Source organism: Lentilitoribacter sp. Alg239-R112, from assembly GCF_900537175.1.
In the GTDB taxonomy this organism is placed as follows: domain Bacteria; phylum Pseudomonadota; class Alphaproteobacteria; order Rhizobiales; family Rhizobiaceae; genus Lentilitoribacter.
This window is the reverse complement of sequence record NZ_LS999833.1, coordinates 2,042,055-2,064,818: the sequence shown is the minus strand read 5'-3', so window position 1 is coordinate 2,064,818 and position 22,764 is coordinate 2,042,055. Positions and strand designations below refer to the sequence as shown.

Here is a 22,764-nt window from a genome sequence, read left to right as displayed (position 1 = left end):
CAGTTTTTCGCTGAATTGTGTTACAAATAAATGAAGTAAAACTGTTGCAGTTCTGGGCTGCATTTTTAATGAAATTGACGTTTAAAATTGGAGACTAAAATTGAGTTTTACCCTCTCTTTAAACACCAACCCACTGGTCAATAGATTTGCCGAACCAGACGATTTAATTGATGTTGTAGCCCGACAATTGAAAATTCGTGACCTCCAATTAACACATGAATTTATCAATCCAAGTTGGCAAGTCGAGACGATTAAGCGCCTTACCAAGCAAATGAATTCAGCGTTAAATCGTACTGGAGTTAAAGTTACCAGCGGCATGACAGGGCCTTATGGTCGGCTCAATCATTTTGGTCATCCCGATGCCGATGTAAGGCAGTATTACGTGAACTGGTTTAAGACATTTGCGGATATAATAGCGGAGCTTGGCGGAACTTCGCTCGGAACACAATTTTCAATCTTCACTTACAAAGATTTTGATGATCTTCACCGTCGCGAAGAACTCATCAAGATAGCACTCGATTGCTGGTCAGAGATTGCTGATCACGGACAAAAGGCCGGGTTGAAATTTATCTTTTGGGAGCCGATGTCAATTGGTCGCGAATTTGGCGATACAATAACATCTGCCTTAGCGTTACAAAGCCGGATTTCGAATTTGAATATGAGTATTCCGATGTGGATGATGGCAGATATCGATCATGGGGATGTAACAAGTTCCAATCCAGATGATTACGATCCTTATGTCTGGGCAAGGGCTGTTCCAAAAGTATCGCCGATAATCCATATCAAGCAGTCACTGTTGGACAAAGGTGGGCATCGTCCATTCACATCCGAATATAATGCAAAAGGCCGCATCCAACCTGAGCCACTTATTGAGGCATTTGAAAAGGGAGGAGGGGTGAATAATGAGATTTGTCTTGAACTATCCTTCAAAGAAAGAGAGCCAGATGATCGTGCCGTTATTACCCATATAGCAGAATCGATCGCATTCTGGGCACCATATATCGATACTGGTGCTGGCGATTTAAACATTTAGCGTGGTGAGAATAGATGATGATAAGTAAGAAGATTATCAATAATGGGGACGATGCGGTTGATGAAATGCTCGAGGGTTTTCTTCTTGCGCATCCTGATGTCGTTGAACAAGTGGAAGGTTCTCCGCGTTCTATCGTTTCGAAAAGCAAAAGAGCTCATGGCAAAGTAGGGCTGGTGATCGGCGGAGGGTCTGGTCATGAACCAACATTTCTAGGCTTTGTTGGAAAAGGGCTTGCAGATGCTGCCGCTATTGGAAATGTTTTTGCATCCCCGCCGCCACAGCCAATTATTGAATGCGCAAAAGCCGTTAATCAGGGTGCTGGTATACTCTTTATGTATGGAAATTATGCAGGCGATGTTATGAATTTTGATATGGCAGCCGAAATGCTTGAGTTGGAAGGGATTGAAGCTCGCACGGTTCTTACAACAGATGATATAGCCTCAGCGCCAATCACAGAGCGTGAAAACAGGCGTGGTGTGGCTGGCAATTTTTTTATATTCAAGGCGACTGGCGCTGCTTGCGATTTAATGTATTCGTTTGATGATGTCGAACAATTAGCGCAAAAGGCAAATGCCAGAACATTTACGATGGGTGTTGCTACTAATTCATGTTCCCTACCTCAAACACTGCGTCCTAATTTTGAAATTGGACCTGATGAGATGGAAATCGGAATGGGCATTCATGGCGAGCCCGGAGTTCGCCGTGACACGTTGCGCAGTGCAGACGAAATAGCTGACGAAATTATGGATACTATTTTGGCGGAAATGAGTGCTTTACCGGAAGATAAAGTATGTGTCCTAGTCAACTCGTTAGGTGCGACACCGTTGATGGAATTATATATATTAAATCGACGCGTGAATGAACGCCTTATAGCTGCTGGTTTGCAAATTCACCGGACGTGGGTTGGCCCCTATTGTACCTCAATGGAAATGGCGGGCGCTTCAATATCTGTAATGCATCTGGATTCAGAACTTGAGAAATTAATCGATCATCCGTGTCGGTGTGCGGGGTTTGCTACTGGTGAATTATCATGAGCACAGTTGATTGTGAAAAAATGATCGGAATATTTTCTGCAATTTCTACCAAAATGACGCAGGAGCGAGATTATCTGTGTGAGCTTGATGGTGCAATCGGAGATGCAGATCATGGGATCTCAATGGCCGTTGGTTTTTCGGCTGTTAGTGATGCATTAAGTGAACTTGATTTGGACTCAATTTCTCTGACCGATGTTTTGAATGAGGCAGCCAAAAGTTTTTTAAATGCGGTCGGCGCTTCCACAGGCCCCCTATATGCAACCGCATTAATGCGAGCGGGTAAATGGGCAGCCGGGCGCTATGAGGTTCAAAATGAAGAATTACCCGAATTGCTTATCGCAATGTCTGAGGGAATAGAACATCGCGGAAAAGCAAAGGTTGGCGATAAGACGATGTTTGATGTCTGGAACCCAGTAGCGGTGGCGGCAAAAGACAACGCTTCTCATGAAAAAATCATTGAAATAGCGAATGTCGCAATGAAAAAGACTGCTGATATGACGGCTAAGTTAGGGCGTTCTGCCCGACTGGGGGAAAGAAGCATCGGTCATATTGATCCCGGTTCTGCGTCCGCAGCAATGATAATTTCTGTCATTTTGACTGAACGAAATTGAAAATGATGTTTGAAAGTAATTTAGATTTTACAAACACGAGGAAGTTTGCACATGGTTGAGGGTAAAAAACTCTGGATCGGAACCAGTTGGAAAATGAACAAGACTCTGGAAGAAGCATTGGTTTTTACCGATGGTTTTCTCAAGCACGAAGCAACAGTTAATCCTAAAATCCAGACATTTGTTATACCTCCATACACTTGTACCAGAGAGGTCGCGCGCGCGTTAGATAACAGCCCGGTTAAAGTCGGCGCACAAAATATGCATTGGGAGGATCAAGGCGCATGGACTGGCGAAGTATCGGCACTTATGCTGAAGGATTGTCAACTTGACATTGTTGAATTGGGCCATTCTGAGCGGCGGGCGTTTTTTAATGAAACCAATGAAACCGTTGGATTGAAAACAAAGGCAGCTGTTCATCATGAACTTATTCCACTTATTTGCATCGGTGAAACACTCGCGGAAAGAGAAAGCGGGAAGTCAGACTCTGTGCTGGAAAAGCAGGTTCGAGCGGCACTTGAACCTTTAGAGGGGGACGAAAGAGATGCTCCCATTTGGTTAGCTTATGAACCGGTTTGGGCTATCGGTGCAAATGGTATTCCGGCAACATCTGATTATGCCGATATAAGGCAGGAAAAAATTATATCTGTCGCGAGTTCAATATTAGGGCGGAAAATCCCCTGTCTTTACGGCGGTTCAGTTAATCCAGATAATTGTGCCGAGCTTGTATCTTGTTCAAATATCGATGGTCTTTTTATTGGACGCTCTGCTTGGAACGTTACTGGTTACATCGATATTCTTCAACGATGTTCAAAAATTATCTGAGATAAGAAAGGTCTAGGATTATGAAAATTGCGATAGCTGGAGATAGTGCTGGAATTGGGTTGGCAAAAATACTTGCGGATCATCTATCTGGAAAATTTGATGTAGAGGAAATTTCCATACCAAATGATGGCAGTGGGGAGTTTTATGCAAACTTGTCTGATCGAGTGGGTTCTGCGGTGATAAATGAAGAATATCAAAAAGCAATTTTGGTTTGTGGAACGGGAATAGGTGTCTGCATATCTGCTAATAAAGTGCCTGGAATTCGTGCGGCGCATTGTCATGATGCATATTCTGCCGAACGCGCTGCGCTTTCCAATAATGCTCAAATTATAACCATGGGAGCTCGGGTGATTGGGCCTGAACTAGCAAAAACAATTGCAGATGCATTTTTATCAAAAGAGTTTGATGTCAATGGACGGTCTGCCCAAAATGTGGATGCGATCAATGATGTTGACAAGAGCTATAGAACATCATCACAAGCCCATGACGACCCTTAGTTCGCCAAACTGGGCAACCAGTCTTGGGAAAAAGCGCTTTGTTGCTATGGCATTACGGCGTGTTTGCACCAAAATATCTAGCACGTCACCATCGGCGTCGATCGCACGCCACACCCAGAGCTTCTGGCCACGGATCGTAATCACGACTTCTTCCATATGCCACTTGTCGTTCGGCCGCGGACGATCGCGCCTAATGCAATCCGCATTCCAACAATTTGCCGCGCTCGCTGGATAATTGTGTCTGCAAATAGGATAAATTTACCCTGCAACAAACTTTGCGACACTACCCTCGATGCTGGGCAAGACTGCAAAATTATTCTTCGCATTTGACCACAAGATGCGGAGATTTGAAACAACTTGGCAATATCCTCAGCCGCACTCGACCCCATTAGGCCATGAAGGAGATGTAAAAAGAGTGAAACTAATTGTGTGAAGTTGTAATAAATAGGAAGTCTTATTTTAAACTATAAGCGGCCGTGAAATTTAGACCGAAGCTATTCTCCGAATGGTCCAATACAACCATTTCCCAAAGAACAACTTATTGGTATGCTGCACTCTGAATTCACTAATGACCCGGTCTGTGTTTGGATCTATATCGAGAAGGTGTCATGCCAACCACACGACTGAACTCTGAGTTGAAGTTGGATTTTGTAGAGAAGCCAGCTTCTAACATCAACTCTGTAATGGGCGCATCGGTAGTTTTGAGCGATTCCTGAGCATAACGCACTCGATATCCATTTATATACCGAGAGAAATTTTCTTGACGACATCGGTTGACGGCTAACGAAATTTGCCGAGCTGGCTGGCCCAACCGTCGAGCAATTCTTGCTAGTGTTATGCCACTGTCGCGGTACAATTGTCGCTCAGCAAGCAGCTCGTCCAATGCATTGATTGTCTCATTATCTTTCTTTGACGGATGAGCCCCGCCGCCTACGATAAAACTCGCGTTTTTCTGCCCAACATCGAAAGTAGCCAACCGCGCTATATAGAGTGCTGCAGCAAATGCAAAAAGAATCATGGCAACAGCTATGGATATGATTGAAATTTGAACAAAAAGTTCTGAATAGCCTCCAGAAAACAAACGACGTGAAATAAATATGGCCACCTCCAACACTAGGATGAATCCAAACAAACCGATCCCTGCTATTATCCCCACAATGCTTAGTTTGTAACCTTGTGACGTAACGCGAATGAATTTGTCCGGCCCGGCCCGGAGTAAACTGAACATACGAACTATATAAAATGCCAGGCTCGGAAATATAAAGATATCAACAAGGATCAAGGACACATCAGGTCGCATAAATGCTAACCCTATAAATATCGCCACAAAAAGTGCTGGCCAGCCATGTCGAAAAAGCAGCTTTCCGGCAGATGTTGGAGGATCTTCAGTTAAAGTGTTAAAAGCGAGATAAAGGGTTGGTTGGATTAACATGGCGATTACTGGCTGCACAAATCGAGCCAATTCGACCCCATAACCATCCCGAAGACCGACCAGGATAAACATCATTGCCAACATAAGAAAAAACGCAGTGAGTAATGCTCGTGTAGGCGACGGCATGCGACTTACCGATACAGCCGCGCCTATGAAAGTTGCAATCAAAGCGATCACAAAGGCCAATGGCAATTGAAGCATCCACACCTCCCTCTTCTTTGAAGATACAACATATCAAGATCATCCAAGCGAAACTACCCGGAACGCGATGTAGGACGTTCTGAATCGTATTTCAGGTCTCATTAGATGAAGAAAACCGTCAGGTTGTTAGTTCAGGTTTAATGATGCCTATGGGGCAAGATGTTTTGGAGAGTGAAATGACATACTGGAAATTTGCGCTTGTCGCAGCGGCAACCTTCACTGGGATATCGGTTCTGAGCTTGATAACCAGTTTGATAGTGAATTCGGCCCCTGCAGAAACTTCAAAAATTGTAAGCTCGACAAGTTGGGTTGGGGAAACATTCATCGATGGCAAAGCAAATTTTATTCGTATTGCCCCCCAGGTATTCTCTGGACCTGAGTTATTTTTTCACCGTCCAAACGAGTTGATATTTAATCAAACCCTAGACGGTTTTATCGTTAATAACTCCACGATTTCATTTGCAGTTATTAATGATGTCGGTGAACGCATTCAAATGTTCTCGGGCACTTATAACATAGGTAGCAATTATTACAGCGGCACGGTGCATGGCGTGGCTGGTAATGGTTCGTTTATACTTTATCCAGCAGCATCGGTTCCTGATAACACCGTTTTAAAGGCATATTCAGGCACTTATGAAATGGCAGATGGAGTCTACCGCACGGTAGGATTTGAGGACGTTGCAGGTTTAGTTCAAACGCGATTATACTACAGCGATGGCGAAGACTTCGTGTTGCTCTTTCCAATATCAGCTTCTGAATTCATAACCGGACTTGGTGAGAGAGTTCGCTTTGATCGCGCTAAAGACGGTGTGTCAGCGATGACAATCATAGGCAGGTCAAGTGAGCGTAGTGTTCCAAAGATTAAATTATATTCCGAAACCGAAGTAACGTTCCAGAGCGACGATGCAACAATCGTCGGAACTTTACTGACCCCCAAAACACCTGGACCTCATCCGGCGGTGATCATTGCCCACACCTCCGCAGGTGGCGAGCGCCACGCATACTGGCTGTTTGCATCTCAATTTGTGCAAGACGGAATTGCTGTTCTGTCCTACGATCGCCACGGACATGGTAAATCCACTGGAGGTGAGCCATTTAACTTGGACACCGATGTGTTGGCTGAGGACATGAAGGCTGGGTTTGCTTATCTTCAGACCCACTCGGACATTGACCCTCAACGCATTGGGCTAATGGGATTCAGCAACGGCTCCTGGGTTGCAGCGCGGGCAGCGGAAGATATCCCTGACGTAGCATTTATCTCGGTGAGTATGGCAAGTGGGGTTAGCCAAGTGGATGCCGAATTGTTTAGACGAGAATCAGCCTTGCGAGCAGCAGACGTTTCTGAAAAAAGTATTACACAAGCTGTTGAGGCGCTCGAACTTTACTACAAGGGCAGCACCTCGTCATTTACTAAAGCAGAAGCAACTGAGTTCAGCATAATGTATCAAGCACTGGCAGGGAATAAAGAATTTCAGAGTGTTCAGGGTTTCAATGTTCTACCCACCGACACTCCACTCGAGCAAATCCTGAATGATGGTGGGTCCAGGGCGTATATGGGGTTTTCTCCGACTGAAACCTATCTGAGCACTGATGCTCCTGTATCATTCTTTGCCGGTGAGTTGGACGAGAATATTCCAATCGGCCTTACCAAACTAACATTGGAAAACGTCATCGTGCAACGGCCAGGCGCGGACATCACATTCGTTGTGTATCCCAATGCTCTCCATGGGATGTTTACGCTACCCGCACCTATAAAAGGCATAAGTCAAGATGTCTTGCTCCCCAATTTGGCAAGCTATCAATTTGCGAGCGGCTATATGACCCAGATGCGATCTTGGCTCAAGGAAAGGACTGGATTAGCTGAGGGTGAGTAAACATCTACCTATGTCACGATAACCCTGGTGCCTTTTTGCAAGAGAGATGGGGCTTGTCGCAAAGTTCATTGAGTTAACGTGATTTTGAGGTTTGGCTGTTGAAACGGTGCTCTGATTTATTGGAGTACTGAGTCATGAGATATTGCCAAGTTGTTTCAGATCTCCGCATCTTGTAGTCGAATTCGATGAGTAATTTAGCAGTCTGCCCAGCATCAAGGGCTTCCGTTTTCCGCGAGCGATCATATCATACGCTGTTTGGACGTATTACCGCTTTAATTTAAGCACCGCCGATGTCGAAGATCTTTTGGCAGAATGCGGAATCATTGTTAGCCGTGAAGCGATCCGTCTTTGGGTCAATCGCTTTGGCCGGCATTACGTAGATTGCATTAGGCGAGATCGTCCGCGGCCGAACGACAAGTGGCATATGGACGAAGTCGTGATTACGATCCGTGGCAAGAAGCTCTGGTTGCGGCGTGCGATCGACGCGGATGGTGACGTGCTAGACATTCTGGTGCAAACACGCCGTAATGCCATGGCAGCAAAGCGCTTTTTCCAAAGACTGGTTGCCCAGTTTGGCGAACTAAGGGTCGTCATCACCGACAAATTACGCAGTTACATCAAGCCTATCAAAACATTGGCACCGGATGCGGAGCATCGTGCCCACAAAGGTCTAAACAACGCGATCGAAGTATCACACAGGCCAACCCGCAAACGGGAGAAAATAATTGGTCGGTTCAAATCTCACCGACAGGCTCAGAGGTTTCTGTCTGCGCATGACCAGATCAATCTAATCTTCCGACCCCGCCGTTACCAACTCACCGCGACGTCATACCGTCACGCCCGCAACGATGCATTCAGCCTCTGGGCCGACTATACCGCTGAAATGGAGGCATGAAATTGCCTTTGCCCACTCTTTACAATTAACCGTCAACAACTTGGCAATACCAAAAGATCTTGTTGGCCCTGTTGTTTTTCTAGCTTCTGATGCAAGTCAGTACGTTCATGGGCATATCATGTTAGTGGACGGAGGGTGGATGGGCCGATAACTTGGCTGTGTCGTAAAATGGTTCTGCTGAGATTGTTTCATTGAAATTAGAATCATGCCTCCTTACTGGAATTTTAGTTTTACTACAATTTCGGTGGTTTTTCATAACATGGTGTATATTATCTAGAAATCGAAGTATTTCGGGTAAATACAGAGTTACTTTATTGCATAAAAAGTAGTTATATGAAATTATTGGGTTTATGTAAATTATAACGCGAATGATATAACATGAATGATACGGATAATATTTTCCAGCGAATATGTGAAGATCGAGATACTCTATCCAGGGCATTTCGTCAGATTGCAGATTTCCTCATTGCAGAACCGCGTGAGTTTATCACTAATCCGATGCGTGTTTTGTCCGAAAAAATTGGCGTCAGTGAACCTACTCTCATTCGCTTTGCTCGCCATTATGGCTATCAGGGTTTGCCGGATTTACGTCTATCTTTTGCCATGTCACTGGCGACAAGAGGCACGGATGTAGCTGCCGATATGGAGCCACGCCTAAAGGATAAAGAGGTCGTTAATCGAATTGCCAAACAGATGATAGCGGCCAAGGCCGCCGAACTTACCGCACAAGATCAATCACTATTACTCGACTCTGGCTCTACAACTCAGTTCCTCGCAGAAAATCTTGTGTCAGCACCGGCTAAAACAATTCTCACCACAAGTCTCAACTCAGTATTAATCCTACGCAACGCTGAACAACATCGTCTGATGATGCCTGGCGGCATATTTAGGCATGGAGCAATGTCACTCGCCGGACGAATGGCCGAGATGAATTTAGCAGATATGACATTTGATACTGCCTACATTGGAGCGGACACTTTACATCCTGAACATGGTATTTCGACCTACAGTGAGGAAGAAGCCCATCTCAATCGCGCAATGATCCGCGCAAGCAAACGCGTTGTCGTGCTTGCTGATGCCAGCAAGTTCAAGGGGCCAGCCCTACACCGTATATGCGATTTGTCGGATGTCGATATTATCGTTTCTGATAGCACACTATCAAGCCAAGTCCGCAGTGCGATTGAAGCAACCAGTACAGAATTGATTCTAGCTGAATTATCTCTACCCAACTTAGAATTAGAGGATACTCATGAATAAAGTTTTTGACACCGAGCAAGAGATCGCAGCTCAGCCGGATATCTGGAATGCTTGGGCTCGAACTTTGCCCGCTACCGCCTTAAAGATTCGTGAGTGGATTGAAAAACGTCGACCAGACGAAATCTGGTTATGTGGTGCTGGCACCTCCGCATTTATCGGCGATTCAATTGCAATGTCACTTGATCGACGCTGTTCGGATATTCCCGTGCGTAGTATACCTACAACTGATCTTGTGGCTCAACCTAAGAATTTTTTTCGCAAAGGCCTAAAACCTCTCGTTATTTCCTTTGGACGCAGCGGCAACAGTTCAGAAAGTGTCGGTACGTTAAACCTGATGGACACGCTGGCACCTGATGCGGACCGGTTGAACATTACGTGCAACAAAGATAGCGCACTGGCAAACCGTAAAGCTGTTGGCTCTGGTGAATTGCAGGTGATTATATTGCCAGAAGATTGCCATGATTCAGGATTTGCCATGACTTCCAGCTATACCACCATGTTGTTAACTGCGATGGCTTGCCTGGATAATTCCCCATTGGAGGGCCTGACATCGAGAGTTGAAGCACTAGCTAAAAATGCCCGTTCGATCCTATCGCATGATTTAGACCTATCTCGCCCCGAACGTGCAGTCTTCCTTGGTTCTGGCGCCTTTACTGGAACTGCCCGTGAATCTGCATTGAAAGTTTTAGAACTAACTGTTGGCCACGTAGTAACCTCATGGGACAGTACATTGGGGTTTCGTCACGGCCCTAAAGCCGTGGTTGATAACCAAACTGCAATCTATATTTTTCTATCATCCGATCCCTTGACCCGCAGATACGATCAGGATGTTGCAACAGAAATTCGCGAGCAATTTCCAACCATACCTGTCACAACAATCGGCCAACCCCTTCAGGGAAGCGATACACCCGACATTGGGTTTGAGACTGGACTAGAAGATGTCTGGAACACACCGATTGCAGTGCTCATAGCACAGCGGCTTTCCGTGGCTTGGTCAAAATCGCTTGATCTCAATGTTGATGATCCATTCGCTGGCCAGAACCTAACCCGAGTAGTATCAAATGTCCGCCTCTACTCGTAATCCGACTACTGCCGTCGCTGCGGGTATTGATCTGGGAGGTACAAAAATTGAATCGACTTTGTTCGATTCTGATTTCCTACCCCTTACATCACGCCGACAACCCACACCCGGCAACTCTTATTCCACATTACTCAAAGCCTTGGAAACTGAAGTTCAATGGCTTAGACACGAAGCAACGCAAAAAGATTTGCCCATTGGTATTGGTATTCCCGGGCTTGTTGATCCGCAGACTGGCATTTCAGTGAGTGCCAACCTTACAGCAAATGGCCAGACCCTTGCCCAAGATCTCATGGCCCGTGCTGGTGGCACAATCGTATCGGCCAACGATTGCAAGTGCTTTGCATTATCTGAGGCCTGTGGCGGAGCTGGAGAAAATCATTCTCGTGTGTTCGGATTAATACTCGGTACCGGCCTTGGAGGTGGATTGTGCCAAGATGGCCAACTGGTGCTGGGTTACAATGGATTGCCCGGAGAGGTTGGGCATTATGGCCTACCCGCACATATCGTCATTGAGCACGATTTACCGCTTCTAAAATGTGGGTGCGGACGGATCGGATGCACAGAAACGCTGATCTCAGGCACCGGTATTGCACAACTCTCATTGGCACTTACCGGTAATGAGCGCTCCGCAGTTGATATTGCATCAGCTCCGGATGAACCTGATAATAGCAAAGTGTTAGAAGTCTGGAGCAAACTTGCAGCTGAGATGCTTCACACAATCCAACTTCACATTGATCCCGATTGCATCGTTCTAGGTGGAGGCTTGTCTAACATTGTCGAACTGGAAACGCGCTTAACCAATGCATTAAATGAAGTTGCGTTACCTTCAGTAAGGCGACCAGAAATTTTAAAACCAGCCTTTGGCGATAGTAGCGGTGGCCGCGGAGCTGCCTTACTGTCACTAGGCACCGAAGAAAGAACTGATCATGAGCCTCGTAAATGATATTGTAGCAAAAAACCGAGCGGGAGAAACTGTTGCAATTGCGTCGGTCTGCACGGCCCAGCCGGATGTGCTTTCCGCATCATTGTTGTTGGCTCGAGAAACTGGACGTCCAATCTTGATTGAAGCAACCAGCAATCAGGTAAATCAGTTTGGCGGGTATACCGGTTTGACACCGGAAGAATTCATTGCCTATGTACGAACATTGGCGAAAAATCTAAATGTAGATCCGGCGCTCGTTGTTTTTGGTGGTGACCATCTTGGCCCACAGGTTTGGCGGGCTGAACCTGCTGAAGTTGCTATGTCCCATGCAAAAGATCTCATGCGTGCCTATGTCGAAGCTGGATTTACCAAAATTCACCTCGATTGCTCCGAAGGCTGCGCTGGGGAACCGGCGCAAGTCGATGATGATGTAAGTGCAACCAGAGCTGCAGCACTTGCTGCTGTTTGTGAAGCTTATGCGCCTGACGCATCATTAATAAGCTATGTTATTGGAACGGAAGTACCTCCACCCGGGGGAGCCCGCGCAAATGAGGTCGGACAGGTCATTACCCCTACACAACCAGAACATGCCCGACACACGCTCGAACGTCACCATGCAGCCTTTAAAGCCGAAGATTTACTAGACGCCTGGGATCGAGTTATTGGCTTGGTCGTGCAGCCAGGATTGGAATTTTCACCAACCCATATTGATCGCTTTGACATGAGTTCCCCTGACGAATTGTCTACGGTGCTATCAGATTACCCGAATATCTCGTTTGAAGCACATTCAACCGACTATCAGTTTGATGATGTCTACCCGGAACTAGCACGCCGTCATTTTGCCATTCACAAAGTTGGTCCCGCCCTTACTTTTGCCTGTCGGCAAGCCCTTTATGCATTAGACGGGATGTCCCGTTGGATAGATCCCAACCGTAGTGGCAGCGATCTGAGCAACGCAATGGAAAAACTAATGCTTAAGAAACCGGATTCTTGGCACAAGCATTACGAAGGTGATGAGACCGAATTACGTCTCCAGCGGCATTTCGGTTATGCTGACCGGATCCGCTATTATTGGCCTGAACCCGAGGCACAAAAAGCGTTGTCCGATCTGTTTGGGGCGCTAACACTTTCTGCGCCTGCGCCGCTGATCCAACAATATTTTGCGTCTGATATCACTGAACGGGCAAAAGCGCTGGAACAGGCTGCAGGCGGTTGGGCTCGCGCACTTGTTTGGGCGCAAATTCAAGCAGCATTAGTTCCTTATCTATTTGGTAACAACAGATGAGGTGGATGAAACCCCACGCGGTATTTGATGGCCAAGCCCTGTTACCCAATCTTGCTGTCGCAATAGAAGACAACAGGATCGTACAATTAGCAGATGTCAAAACGCTGGCTGCTAAGACGGAAACTGAACCCTTGGAGGCAATCTTGTCACCTGGCTTGTTCGACATTCAGGTTAATGGCGGTGGCGGTGTCATGTTAAACAACGAACCAACTCGCGAAGGTGTGCGTGCAATCGCAGCTGCGCATCGCTCTGTCGGCACACCTTTCATTCTGCCAACAGTTATTACCGATCACCCAGACATTATAGAACGCGCTGCCGATGCTGTTCTTGCCGAATATAATAAGAACGGCGTGCTCGGCATTCATATTGAAGGCCCACACATAAGTCTTGCTCATAAGGGCACACATGATCCAACTCGTATTCGCCCATTCGATAATAGAACCCGCGATCTGTTAGTACGATTACGTCGTCATAATTTGCCTGTTCTGCTAACAGTTGCACCTGAAACGCTTGAACCCGGCACAATCGCTGATTTGACTGCAATGGGCATAGTTGTATCCGCAGGTCACAGCAAAGCGACTGCAGAACAAACAGAACAGGCTTTGACTGAGGGTTTGCGAGGGTTCACCCATCTTTTCAACGGCATGCCGCCAATGACATCACGCACACCCGGCATAGTTGGCGCAGCTATCAATAGCTCCGCTTATTGCGGCATAATCGCAGATGGTCATCATGTGGATGATAGGATGACAGCTCTCGCCTTTCGCGCCCGTCCCACCCCCCACCGGATGGTTCTGGTATCAGATGCTATGTCGACAATTGCTGGTCCCGATCATTTTACGCTCTATGGTGAAAAGATTATAGTTGATGATGGCAAGTTAGTGAATTCACAAGGGTCTCTAGCAGGTGCACATATTGATCTCAAAAGCTCTGTTATCCGCCTTGTCGAGCATGTTGGATTAACACCCATCGATGCATTGATGGCCGCAACAACTACCCCGCGTGAGTTCTTAAGAATTCCGAAACAGAGTATGTTGGGAAGTTCGGTTGATGATGTTTTTTTCGCACCAGCATGGCAAACCTAGCTAAGTACCGGTAAGAATAAATGAACCTTCATATTTCCTGGCATTCAGATTTTTGTAGTGCGTTCATCATTGCGCATACGAAGATATGCGCAGATCGTGCAAGATGCATTCATACAGGTACTGTCGCAAAGTTTACGCCCGGTTTATCTTAACTTTGTAACAATCTTCAATCTAGTAAGCATTTGGGTTGAAGTCGGTCATGCGACACTAAACCGTTGGGTGGTAAAATATTCACCAATAGTAGCATCTCAAGCGCTACGCCAAAAATCAAGAACCAGTTCCCCATGGCACATAGACGAGGCCTATATCAAAGTCAAAGGTAAGTGGGTTCATTATCGAGCCGTCGATAAACACGAAAAAACCTAGATTTCATGCTGTCAGAGCAACGCGATGCTAAAGCAGCTCGACGGTTCTTCAAGCAGACAATTGATGCAAACGATGTGCCAGATTAAAGTGGCTGTCGACAAGAGTGGTGCTAATCTGGTGCGCCTACTATGGACCAATGTAATATTGAAATTCGCGTACGAAAGTAAATTGATAAAGATATTGCAGGTGAAATATCTCCTTCTCACGCATTTACAATGCGCTGTCAGGCAACGGAAAAATATCGTAGAACAAGACCATCGTTTCATCAAGAAACTGACGGGCCCCATGATGGGCCTCAAAGCCTTTTATTCAGCTAGCGCAATACAAAAAGGTATCGAAGTTGCACACATGATCCGCAAGTATCAGTTCGGAAAAACCACTCAATCTGCTTTCCAACAATTTGCTGCAATTGCTGGATAATTCAGTCTTGATCCAATCTTTGCAACAAGCCCGCCAAACGTCTTTTTGGATAATTCCAGACGGAGAACTGTAATGCTTATAGCTAACAGATTGCGGTTTTATCATCAGGGGTCAGAAACAATTGTCATTCCCGCGAGTTAACAGGTTATCTGGGTGTAATATCTCTAAATCACAAAGAAAAAAAATTCTTTTTAGTTGACATACTAAAATATTTCTTTTTTTATGAATGAAAATGAGTGTCGGATTCTCAATCTTAGCATGCCCTTGGGTCACGTCTGTCAGTGAACCCTAGGTCAGATAAAAGGTTGTCCGTTAGGTAAGAAAACACGCGTTATCGAAGCCCGCGCAGAGTAATTGTGCGATTGACAAGGAATACACAAAATCATTGCCAAATCACCGTCGGCATCAGGCTGGCCGACTTAGTGAAAGTAAACTTTAACAGCCTGTTTGCATGCGAAATAAAGCAAGACAAGGCGCCTAATTCGCCGCGGCTATGTTTCGCTTAGGAGATTGTAAACATTCAATCAATCCATTTGAGGAGGAACAAAATGAGACGATTTCAACTATCCTACATCACAAATACAGTGCGATCAGTTGCGTGCGCATCTCTAATTTTTGGCGGTAGCTTGTTAGCTGGTACGAACGATGTTATCGCACAGTCGACAGAGGTCACGGTCTGGTTTGGGCGTGAGAACTTTATGCCAGCTGATGCATTCGAGACCTTCCACAAAAATAATCCTGATATCAAGGTGACGGCAAACGTTGTGCGACTGGAAACAGCCGTTGCTGATGCGCTTCGCGCAGGACAGGCTGGTCGAGCTCCGGACATTCTCCAAGTCCCGGCAGATGGACTTGCTCCGCTCGTTGCACAGGATGCAGTGCGTGACGTGTCTGGCATTCTGAAGATGTGGCGCTCAGAAGATCCTGCTTCGTTGGATGATTTTTCTTCAGCGGCGATTGAAATGGCGTCACTTGATGGCACACCTTATGGTGTTACGCTTTTCGCTGGACCTTATTGGTATACATATCGCAAGGATTGGTTAGCAGATGCTGGCATGAATGTACCGCAAACATGGGATGATGTTCTCAAATTTGCGCGAGCAGCAAAGGATCAGGGCAATACTGGTTTTGCTGTTATTGGAAGCCGAGCGCATGATCCGGTTTGGTTCCTGGCAACGTTCATGTCAATGGGTGGGCAGTTTGAAAACGGAGTTCCACAGATTAACTCGGAGGCGGGTCACTATCTTTTGGGTTTCTACCAAGCATTGGTTCGAGAGGGGCTGACGTCACCGGATGTACTTGCTTGGGATTCGGGCGCAATGCGCGCGTCATTTATTGGAGGGAATGCAGCTCAAGCACTTTTGGGCGACAATATTTATCCCACGCTCAATGAATCTTTAACATGGAACGAACACTGGGATGGTACACCTCCACCGGCACGTCCTGGAGCTGAAAGTGAAGCTCGCACTATGACCCTCGGCTGGCCATTTCTTGTCACAAAGGATGCAGCAAATGACGACGTTATATTGAAAGTGCTGCGCTACCTTTCTGATCCTAAAAACGTGGGCGAAGTGTCAGTGCGATATCAGCCAAGCACTGTTATGTCGGTGTTCAAATCACCTGAGTACAACAGGATTAAGCCATGGTCATCTGAGTTCGCCGAAGGATTCTCAAATTTGACGCCGTTGCCAACCCATCCTAGGCAGAGTCAGATTTACCAGATCTTGCTAGACTCGATGCAGGAAGCGTTGAGTAATCCGGATGCGGACGCAAGCAACATTGCGGCAAAGCACCAGAAGTTAATAGATGAGTTAACCAACGGCTAAGTGGTAATCCAAGTACAATAATGACTGGGCCGGATTTATCTTCGGCCCAGTATCGAAGATTTATTGTTGTGGAGGTATTGGAATGATCGCCGCTCACCAAGGCAAGTGGAATTCTCTCATTGAGAGATTGACGCCCTATATATTGTTGTTTCCCGCTATTGCAGTTGTTGCGGGTGTTCTTGGATATGCCGTGGTGCGCGGTATCTTGATGTCCCTCTTCCAGATTGAGGTTTGGGAAACAGGTCAACCATTTGTTGGGCTTGATAATTATATAGATTTATTTCGCTCAGACGGGTTCAAAAACTCACTGGTGATTTCACTCATTTTTGTGGCTGCGACAATTATCATTGGTATCATGATGTCTCTTATTCATGCGCTTGCGTTGAACCAAATCACTTTTGCTCGTAGTCTCTTTCGCGCAATTGCATTGATCCCTTATTTGGTTTCCGGTGTCGCCACAGCGGTGATGTGGCGGTTTTTATTCACCGGGGACAATGCAATTATGACCCAATTGTCCAGTGCATTGGGTTATTCGGCAGTGTCATGGTTGGCGGATCCGCAAAAGGCGCTCATAGTTATTACCATGGCAAATGTTTGGTTCATCGCTCCATTTGCCACTTTAATTCTACTGGCAGGTCTTCAGACAATCGACCCAGAACTATATGCTGCTGCCGAAATTGACGGTGCGTCCAGTTTTCAGAAATTTGTGCACGTCACCATCCCATCAATTATACCCATGCTGTCACTTGCATTGATGTGGCTTAGTTTTGCCAGCTTCAACATGTTTGACATTATTTTACCGCTTACGGGTGGCGGGCCAGGCAGGTCTACGGAAGTCTTGGCAGTCTATATGTACCAACTAGCATTTCGTGATTTGAACTATTCCACCGGCGCAGCCGTGATGATCGTAATTCTGATTATCAACATCGCGTTGAGCGCTGTTTTTCTAAAGGTAGCGGGGCGAACTCAAGATGGCAAATGATTCTCGTCCTGCTTCGACCCAAACTCGCATCATCGCATGGTCTATGTTGATAGTGCTTACAATTTGGGCAGTTCTGCCAATCCTCTGGTCGTTTTCTGCATCACTAAAAACTCCTCTCACATTATATTCTGAGGGCTTCATTCCAGAAAACCCCACTTTTAGTAATTATGGCAAAGTCGTCACATCCGATGGTTTTCCTCGATTACTCGCAAATAGTTTTTATCTTGCAATATCCTCTACCGTATTAACATTATTCTTTTCAGTGCTGGCTGCCTACGGGTTTGCAAGATATGCATTTGCATGGCGGCACATCCTGCTACTATTCATTCTCGTGCCACGTATTCTTCCGCGTGCCAGCTTAATAATTCCTTTGTTCGATGTTATTGCAAAATTGGACTTGCTGGACACCTACTCGGTATTACTTGTTACATATACGGCGACCGCAGTGCCGATGGCAACTTGGATATTGATCGGGTTCTTTCAAGCCGTCCCAATGGAATTGGAAGAAGCAGCTGCAATCGACGGGGCCTCTATTTGGCAACGAATTTGGAAGGTTGTTGTTCCGATCTCAATACCAGGCGTAGTTACCGCTGGAATTTTGTCACTACGCGAATCGTGGAATGAGTTTCCGTTTGTTCTTGCCTTCACATCGTCCAGTGATATGCGCACGTTACCGTATCAACTATATGCTATGCGCGACAATATGGGGCTCACCGATTGGCCACTGATCAATGCTTTTACAATCACAACAATTGTCCCCATTTTGCTATTGTACCTGCTTTTCGAACGACAGATTGTGAATGGTCTAACAAGTGGCGCGGTCAAATAAAGTAAAGTAATTTAGGGGAGAGGAATAGCGATGGCATCAGTTACATTGTCTAATCTTAAAAAAAGTTATGCTGCAACCAAGGTCATTCAGAATCTGAACCTTGAAATTTTAGATGGTGAATTTGTGGTTCTCGTTGGCCCCTCAGGTTGCGGGAAATCGACGCTTCTGCGCATGATTGCCGGATTGGAAAACATAACCGCAGGCGATATTCATATTGGCGAAAGGAAGGTGAATAACGTTCCGGCTAAAAACCGCGATATAGCTATGGTTTTCCAGAACTATGCACTCTACCCACATAAAACAGTACGACAAAATATTGAATTCAGTTTGCGACTTCGAAAAACGCCTAAGGCGGAAATGGACCGCCGGGTCAATGATGCAGCGAAATTATTAGAGCTTACTCCTCTCCTCGACAGAAAGCCTCGTGCCTTATCAGGAGGACAACGACAACGCGTTGCCATGGGACGTGCAATTGTGCGGAACCCGGAGGTGTTTTTATTTGATGAACCGCTCTCCAATCTTGATGCAAAACTACGTGTCGAGATGCGTACAGAAATTAAAGCGCTACACAATAGGCTTCGCACGACCTCCATATATGTTACCCACGACCAAATTGAGGCGATGACGATGGGCGACAGAGTTGTAGTCATGCACGATGGAATGATTCAGCAAGTTGGTCACCCCTTAGACGTTTACGATACCCCGCAGAGTATCTTCGTTGCCGGGTTTATTGGGTCTCCTGCCATGAATATATTTCCCGCTGAAACTGACCGCAACGGGATAACTTTTGCTGGGACATTGTTTGCATGGCCGGGAAATGAACATCCTGAAAACCTACCGCATGAAATCGTCTGTGGCCTGCGACCAGAAAGCTTGGATTTGGTCGAAGAAGGCCAAGGGGCCGCATGTATTATTGAAAGTCTGGAACCCATGGGAAGCGAAACAGTGGTTGTCGTTTCTGCATCGGGATCAAGATTTACGTCCCTAATTCGCGACCGCCGTCCACTGGAAGTGGGAAAAACAATTAATCTTGCACCTCAATTTTCTGGAATGCACCTGTTTGATAAGCAGAGCGGTTTAAGATTGGATTGGCAACCCAATTCATAGTATCAGAATCCATTGGTTTTCCAGAACGTCGCGACAGAACCAATTAGAATACTTAACATTCTGTCAGTGATCGACTTGGCAGAATAGCAGCAATCAGATCGTCAATGCCTGAGGTCAAAATCCAGCTACCTCAATCATCATATCTACGGCAATTACAAGGCGTGCGATCAGTGTAAAATAATGGAACATTATCTACATAGCGTATAAAAAACTATCTTTTTTCTTGACTAACAATGAGAAATATTTTTTTATTAAACGATCAGGAAAACTGATCAGGCATTCCCTGATTTCGTTTCAAACTACAAATAGTATTGGGAGAAAAATTATGAAGAAGTTAATGTTGAGTACAGCAATCGCATTTGCGGCGACATGGGGATTAACTGCGCCTGTAAATGCTGCCGATGATGTTCTAATAGGGTTGATTACGAAAACGAATAACAATCCGTTTTTTGTTAAAATGAGAGAAGGCGCTGAGGCAAAGGCGAAAGAGCTTGGCGTTGAGTTGCAAGCTTATGCAGGTGATTATGACGGAGATAATGAGACGCAGGTATCGGCAGTCGAAAATCTGATTTCATCAGGTGCTAAAGGGATTTTGATCCTTGCAAATGATACCAAGGCGATTGTACCAACTATCAAACGGGCGCGTGACGCAGGTATTCTTGTGATCGCGCTAGATACACCTCTCGAGCCAATCGAAGCGGCTGATTCAACTTTTGCGACTGACAATTTTGAAGCTGGTCGTTTAATAGGTGCGTGGGCCGCTGCGACACTGGGTGATGAAGGGACCAAGAATGCGCGGGTTGCCTTGCTTGATGCACATGAAAGTCAGCCGACAGTAGATGTTTTGCGAGATCAGGGGTTCATGGCAGGCTTCGGATTTGATATTAAAAACCCGGATCGTCGAGGCGATGAGGAAGATGATCGTATAGTTGGTCATCAGGTTACCGGTGGCAGTGAAGAGGGCGGCCTCACAGCTATGGAAACGTTGCTCCAACGTGATTACAATGTCAACGTTGTGTATACGATCAATGAACCAGCTGCCGCAGGTGCCTGGCAGGCACTTAAGTCTGCTGGAAAATCTGCTGACGACATTCTGCTGACATCGGTAGATGGTGGTTGTCCAGGTGTTGAAAATGTTCGAGATGGCGTGATCGATGCAACATCGATGCAATTTCCGCTTCTAATGGCTTCCTTAGGTGTTGAGGCTGTTGTGGAATATGCCAAAACAGGCAAGCTTCCTGAAAACAGCGACGGGCTCGATTTTTACAACACTGGTGTGCAGCTTGTCACGGATGCGCCTGTGAAGGGGATAGCTTCTATTTCCTCCGAGGAAGCGCTAAAGCTTTGCTGGGGCTAATTACTAGGGGCGCTATAGAGCGCCCCTTCTATTTGTTTTCATCTTCATAAGAGGTATGCATGAAAGAACCTGCTGTCAGCCGCACAGGGTTGGTCCGCGTGACTAACTTTTTAATGGCCAATCCTACGATGATCCCGCTTGGCATTTTAGGGTTGGCCGTCTTGATTTTTGCGTTCATGGTGGGGGATCGGTTTTTTCACCCGTTCAATCTTTCGCTTGTTTTAAAACAGGTCACGATTATTGCAATGGTTGGTCTGGCTCAAACACTAATCATTCTTACCGCAGGGATTGATCTTTCTGTGGGAGCAATCATGGTCCTTAGCTCGATTGCCATAGGGCGACTGGCGTTGGTAAATGGCTTGCCTCCCGAATTAGCACTTCTGACAGGAGTTGCTGTCGGTGGCGGGTGTGGGCTGTTCAATGGGGCACTTGTGACACTCTTACGGTTACCACCCTTCATCGTCACGCTTGGAACCTGGAGCATTTTTAGCGCGATCATACAGTTTTGGTCTAAGGGTGAGACACTCCGCAGCCAAGATGTAGAGGCGCAGGCCTCACTTCTTCAATGGGCTGGACAAACGTTCAGTTTTGGTTCGGGTTCGCAGATAATGTATGGCTCTGCCATTATGGTTTTGACCGCTCTGCTTCTTCTGTACATGTTGCGTTCAACGCCAATGGGGCGGCATATTTATGCCGTCGGCGACGATATTGAAGCGTCGCGATTATCTGGCATCAATTCTACTAAGGTGATTTTGTTCACCTATACCTTAGCAGGTGTAATTTGTGGTGTTGCTGGTTGGTTGTTGATTGGTCGGATTGGTGCCGTTAGCCCCCTGAGTGGGGGGATGACCAATCTGGACTCCATCACTGCCGTTGTGATCGGAGGAACCAGCCTGTTTGGTGGGCGAGGTGCAATTTTGGGTACCATGATAGGCGCTCTGATTGTTGGCGTGTTTCAAAATGGTTTGGCTCTGGCGGGTTTAGATGTTCTTTGGCAGGAATTTACCATTGGCTTCCTCATCATCATTGCCGTTGCTCTTGACCAACGTATTCGGGGGACGACGACGTGACGGAGACAATTTTACGCGCGACAAATATCAGAAAATCTTACGGTCATGTTGTTGCAATTGATGGAGCAGACTTTGAGCTTCGAAAAGGAGAGATCCTTGGTATTATTGGGGATAATGGAGCGGGAAAATCTACCCTGATTAAAACACTTTCCGGCGCAGTTATTCCTGATGATGGGCAAATTTATTTGGAAGAAGAGCTTGTCAGTTTCAAAAGCCCATTAGATGCACGGCGCGCTGGCATTGAAACGGTTTACCAGAATCTAGCATTGGCGCCAGCTTTGTCGATTATTGACAATATGTATTTGGGACGTGAGTTACTTGTTTCGGGTTGGCGAGGTAAGTTTGGTCAGCAGCTTGACAAGAAACGAATGCGGAGCGCTGCAAAAAAACACTTGTCGGATTTAGGGATTTTAACGGTCCAGAATATTGGCCAGTCGGTGGAAACTTTATCTGGCGGGCAGCGTCAGGGGGTAGCCATTGCGCGCTCCACAGCGTTTGGTGGCAAAGTTGTTATTATGGATGAACCCACTGCTGCACTTGGCGTGAAGGAGAGCGGCAGAGTACTCGATTTGATCGCCAATATTCGAGACAAAGGTGTTTCCGTGGTTCTAATTAGCCATAATATGCCACATCTTTTCGAAGTGTCCGATCGTGTTCACATCCACCGTCTCGGCAAACGTGTGGCGTTGGAGAATTCAAGTGACATCTCGATGAATGACGCCGTGGCAATTATGACAGGCGCTATGCAGATCCCGCAAAGTTTATGAGGGCACTCTTA

General features: G+C 46.3%; 20 protein-coding genes and 3 pseudogenes. 21 read left to right on the top strand and 2 right to left on the bottom strand.

Features of this window, described 5'->3' with window-relative positions:
• Positions 1 to 100 precede the first annotated feature (100 nt).
• The 5 genes from G3W54_RS10245 to G3W54_RS10225 are packed head-to-tail and all read left to right on the top strand — an operon-like array spanning position 101 to position 3,997.
• Positions 101 to 1,033, top strand: a complete 933-nt coding sequence (locus G3W54_RS10245; RefSeq protein ID WP_162652959.1) for a TIM barrel protein — start codon at positions 101 to 103, stop codon at positions 1,031 to 1,033.
• Positions 1,034 to 1,050: 17 nt separating this feature from the next.
• Positions 1,051 to 2,067 (top strand): dihydroxyacetone kinase subunit DhaK, encoded by a 1,017-nt coding sequence (locus tag G3W54_RS10240; protein ID WP_162653649.1) that lies wholly within the window; start codon positions 1,051 to 1,053, stop codon positions 2,065 to 2,067.
• Positions 2,064 to 2,678 (top strand): dihydroxyacetone kinase subunit DhaL, encoded by a 615-nt coding sequence (gene dhaL / locus G3W54_RS10235; protein ID WP_162652958.1) that lies wholly within the window; start codon positions 2,064 to 2,066, stop codon positions 2,676 to 2,678. Before G3W54_RS10240 ends, dhaL begins: the two co-directional genes overlap by 4 nt.
• 51 nt (positions 2,679 to 2,729) lie before the next feature.
• Complete coding sequence (locus tag G3W54_RS10230; RefSeq protein WP_162652957.1) at positions 2,730 to 3,500, top strand: triose-phosphate isomerase; 771 nt, start codon at positions 2,730 to 2,732, stop codon at positions 3,498 to 3,500.
• Positions 3,501 to 3,520: 20 nt separating this feature from the next.
• Complete coding sequence (locus G3W54_RS10225) at positions 3,521 to 3,997, top strand: RpiB/LacA/LacB family sugar-phosphate isomerase (protein ID WP_162652956.1); 477 nt, start codon at positions 3,521 to 3,523, stop codon at positions 3,995 to 3,997.
• Between the two features lie 3 nt (positions 3,998 to 4,000).
• Here the strand turns inward: G3W54_RS10225 and G3W54_RS10220 are convergent.
• Both G3W54_RS10220 and G3W54_RS10215 read right to left on the bottom strand, forming a co-directional pair.
• Positions 4,001 to 4,192, bottom strand: a pseudogene (locus tag G3W54_RS10220) (DDE-type integrase/transposase/recombinase); the annotation flags it as partial.
• 370 nt (positions 4,193 to 4,562) lie between these two features.
• On the bottom strand, positions 4,563 to 5,630 hold the full coding sequence (locus tag G3W54_RS10215) for an AraC family transcriptional regulator (RefSeq protein ID WP_162652955.1): 1,068 nt from the start codon (positions 5,628 to 5,630) through the stop codon (positions 4,563 to 4,565).
• A 176-nt stretch (positions 5,631 to 5,806) separates the two neighbouring features.
• Between G3W54_RS10215 and G3W54_RS10210 the strand changes: the two genes are divergently transcribed.
• The 16 genes and pseudogenes from G3W54_RS10210 (at position 5,807) to G3W54_RS10130 (ending at position 22,753) form a co-directional block, all read left to right on the top strand.
• Positions 5,807 to 7,504 (top strand): alpha/beta fold hydrolase, encoded by a 1,698-nt coding sequence (locus G3W54_RS10210; protein WP_162652954.1) that lies wholly within the window; start codon positions 5,807 to 5,809, stop codon positions 7,502 to 7,504.
• Between the two features lie 202 nt (positions 7,505 to 7,706).
• Positions 7,707 to 8,399, top strand: a complete 693-nt coding sequence (locus G3W54_RS10205) for an IS6 family transposase (RefSeq protein ID WP_162653648.1) — start codon at positions 7,707 to 7,709, stop codon at positions 8,397 to 8,399.
• 49 nt (positions 8,400 to 8,448) lie between these two features.
• Positions 8,449 to 8,550, top strand: a pseudogene (locus G3W54_RS19290) (SDR family oxidoreductase); the annotation flags it as partial.
• 227 nt (positions 8,551 to 8,777) lie between these two features.
• Positions 8,778 to 9,656 carry a transcriptional regulator gene (locus G3W54_RS10195; protein WP_162652953.1) on the top strand — a complete coding sequence of 293 codons (879 nt, stop codon included), beginning with the start codon at positions 8,778 to 8,780 and terminating at the stop codon, positions 9,654 to 9,656.
• Positions 9,649 to 10,737, top strand: a complete 1,089-nt coding sequence (locus G3W54_RS10190; RefSeq protein ID WP_162652952.1) for an SIS domain-containing protein — start codon at positions 9,649 to 9,651, stop codon at positions 10,735 to 10,737. Before G3W54_RS10195 ends, G3W54_RS10190 begins: the two co-directional genes overlap by 8 nt.
• Entirely contained in the window at positions 10,718 to 11,680 is a 963-nt protein-coding gene (locus G3W54_RS10185) for an ROK family protein (protein WP_162652951.1), read from the top strand. Before G3W54_RS10190 ends, G3W54_RS10185 begins: the two co-directional genes overlap by 20 nt.
• A complete protein-coding gene (locus G3W54_RS10180; RefSeq protein WP_162652950.1) occupies positions 11,664 to 12,944 on the top strand; it encodes a class II D-tagatose-bisphosphate aldolase, non-catalytic subunit in 1,281 nt (426 codons plus the stop codon). The genes G3W54_RS10185 and G3W54_RS10180 overlap by 17 nt, the downstream gene beginning before the upstream one ends.
• A gap of 5 nt (positions 12,945 to 12,949) precedes the next feature.
• Positions 12,950 to 14,029, top strand: coding sequence for an N-acetylglucosamine-6-phosphate deacetylase (locus tag G3W54_RS10175; protein WP_197742820.1), 1,080 nt, complete (start codon positions 12,950 to 12,952; stop codon positions 14,027 to 14,029).
• Positions 14,030 to 14,215: 186 nt separating this feature from the next.
• Positions 14,216 to 14,815 (top strand): annotated as a pseudogene (locus G3W54_RS10165) (IS6 family transposase); the annotation flags it as partial.
• A 548-nt stretch (positions 14,816 to 15,363) separates the two neighbouring features.
• The gene (locus G3W54_RS10160) at positions 15,364 to 16,641 is read left to right on the top strand and encodes an extracellular solute-binding protein (RefSeq protein ID WP_162652946.1); all 1,278 of its coding nucleotides are present in this window, start codon (positions 15,364 to 15,366) and stop codon (positions 16,639 to 16,641) included.
• A gap of 82 nt (positions 16,642 to 16,723) precedes the next feature.
• The gene (locus G3W54_RS10155; protein ID WP_162652945.1) at positions 16,724 to 17,623 is read left to right on the top strand and encodes a sugar ABC transporter permease; all 900 of its coding nucleotides are present in this window, start codon (positions 16,724 to 16,726) and stop codon (positions 17,621 to 17,623) included.
• The gene (locus G3W54_RS10150) at positions 17,613 to 18,452 is read left to right on the top strand and encodes a carbohydrate ABC transporter permease (protein WP_162652944.1); all 840 of its coding nucleotides are present in this window, start codon (positions 17,613 to 17,615) and stop codon (positions 18,450 to 18,452) included. Before G3W54_RS10155 ends, G3W54_RS10150 begins: the two co-directional genes overlap by 11 nt.
• Before the next feature lie 30 nt (positions 18,453 to 18,482).
• Positions 18,483 to 19,559, top strand: coding sequence for a sn-glycerol-3-phosphate ABC transporter ATP-binding protein UgpC (ugpC, locus tag G3W54_RS10145; protein WP_162652943.1), 1,077 nt, complete (start codon positions 18,483 to 18,485; stop codon positions 19,557 to 19,559).
• A gap of 325 nt (positions 19,560 to 19,884) precedes the next feature.
• Entirely contained in the window at positions 19,885 to 20,916 is a 1,032-nt protein-coding gene (locus G3W54_RS10140; protein ID WP_162652942.1) for a sugar ABC transporter substrate-binding protein, read from the top strand.
• 59 nt (positions 20,917 to 20,975) lie between these two features.
• The gene (locus G3W54_RS10135; protein WP_162652941.1) at positions 20,976 to 21,986 is read left to right on the top strand and encodes an ABC transporter permease; all 1,011 of its coding nucleotides are present in this window, start codon (positions 20,976 to 20,978) and stop codon (positions 21,984 to 21,986) included.
• A complete protein-coding gene (locus tag G3W54_RS10130; RefSeq protein ID WP_162652940.1) occupies positions 21,983 to 22,753 on the top strand; it encodes an ATP-binding cassette domain-containing protein in 771 nt (256 codons plus the stop codon). Before G3W54_RS10135 ends, G3W54_RS10130 begins: the two co-directional genes overlap by 4 nt.
• The last annotated feature ends 11 nt before the right edge of the window (positions 22,754 to 22,764 follow it).

Coding starts and splice junctions, on each gene's coding strand:
- G3W54_RS10230 (WP_162652957.1), top strand. CDS start 2,730: ATGGTTGAGGGTAAAAAACTCTGGATCGGAACCAGTTGGAAAATGAAC.
- G3W54_RS10150 (WP_162652944.1), top strand. CDS start 17,613: ATGGCAAATGATTCTCGTCCTGCTTCGACCCAAACTCGCATCATCGCA.
- G3W54_RS10185 (WP_162652951.1), top strand. CDS start 10,718: ATGTCCGCCTCTACTCGTAATCCGACTACTGCCGTCGCTGCGGGTATT.
- G3W54_RS10180 (WP_162652950.1), top strand. CDS start 11,664: ATGAGCCTCGTAAATGATATTGTAGCAAAAAACCGAGCGGGAGAAACT.
- G3W54_RS10195 (WP_162652953.1), top strand. CDS start 8,778: ATGAATGATACGGATAATATTTTCCAGCGAATATGTGAAGATCGAGAT.
- dhaL (WP_162652958.1), top strand. CDS start 2,064: ATGAGCACAGTTGATTGTGAAAAAATGATCGGAATATTTTCTGCAATT.
- G3W54_RS10175 (WP_197742820.1), top strand. CDS start 12,950: ATGAAACCCCACGCGGTATTTGATGGCCAAGCCCTGTTACCCAATCTT.
- G3W54_RS10210 (WP_162652954.1), top strand. CDS start 5,807: ATGACATACTGGAAATTTGCGCTTGTCGCAGCGGCAACCTTCACTGGG.
- G3W54_RS10140 (WP_162652942.1), top strand. CDS start 19,885: ATGAAGAAGTTAATGTTGAGTACAGCAATCGCATTTGCGGCGACATGG.
- G3W54_RS10190 (WP_162652952.1), top strand. CDS start 9,649: ATGAATAAAGTTTTTGACACCGAGCAAGAGATCGCAGCTCAGCCGGAT.
- G3W54_RS10135 (WP_162652941.1), top strand. CDS start 20,976: ATGAAAGAACCTGCTGTCAGCCGCACAGGGTTGGTCCGCGTGACTAAC.
- ugpC (WP_162652943.1), top strand. CDS start 18,483: ATGGCATCAGTTACATTGTCTAATCTTAAAAAAAGTTATGCTGCAACC.
- G3W54_RS10155 (WP_162652945.1), top strand. CDS start 16,724: ATGATCGCCGCTCACCAAGGCAAGTGGAATTCTCTCATTGAGAGATTG.
- G3W54_RS10225 (WP_162652956.1), top strand. CDS start 3,521: ATGAAAATTGCGATAGCTGGAGATAGTGCTGGAATTGGGTTGGCAAAA.
- G3W54_RS10240 (WP_162653649.1), top strand. CDS start 1,051: ATGATAAGTAAGAAGATTATCAATAATGGGGACGATGCGGTTGATGAA.
- G3W54_RS10215 (WP_162652955.1), bottom strand. CDS start 5,630: ATGCTTCAATTGCCATTGGCCTTTGTGATCGCTTTGATTGCAACTTTC.
- G3W54_RS10160 (WP_162652946.1), top strand. CDS start 15,364: ATGAGACGATTTCAACTATCCTACATCACAAATACAGTGCGATCAGTT.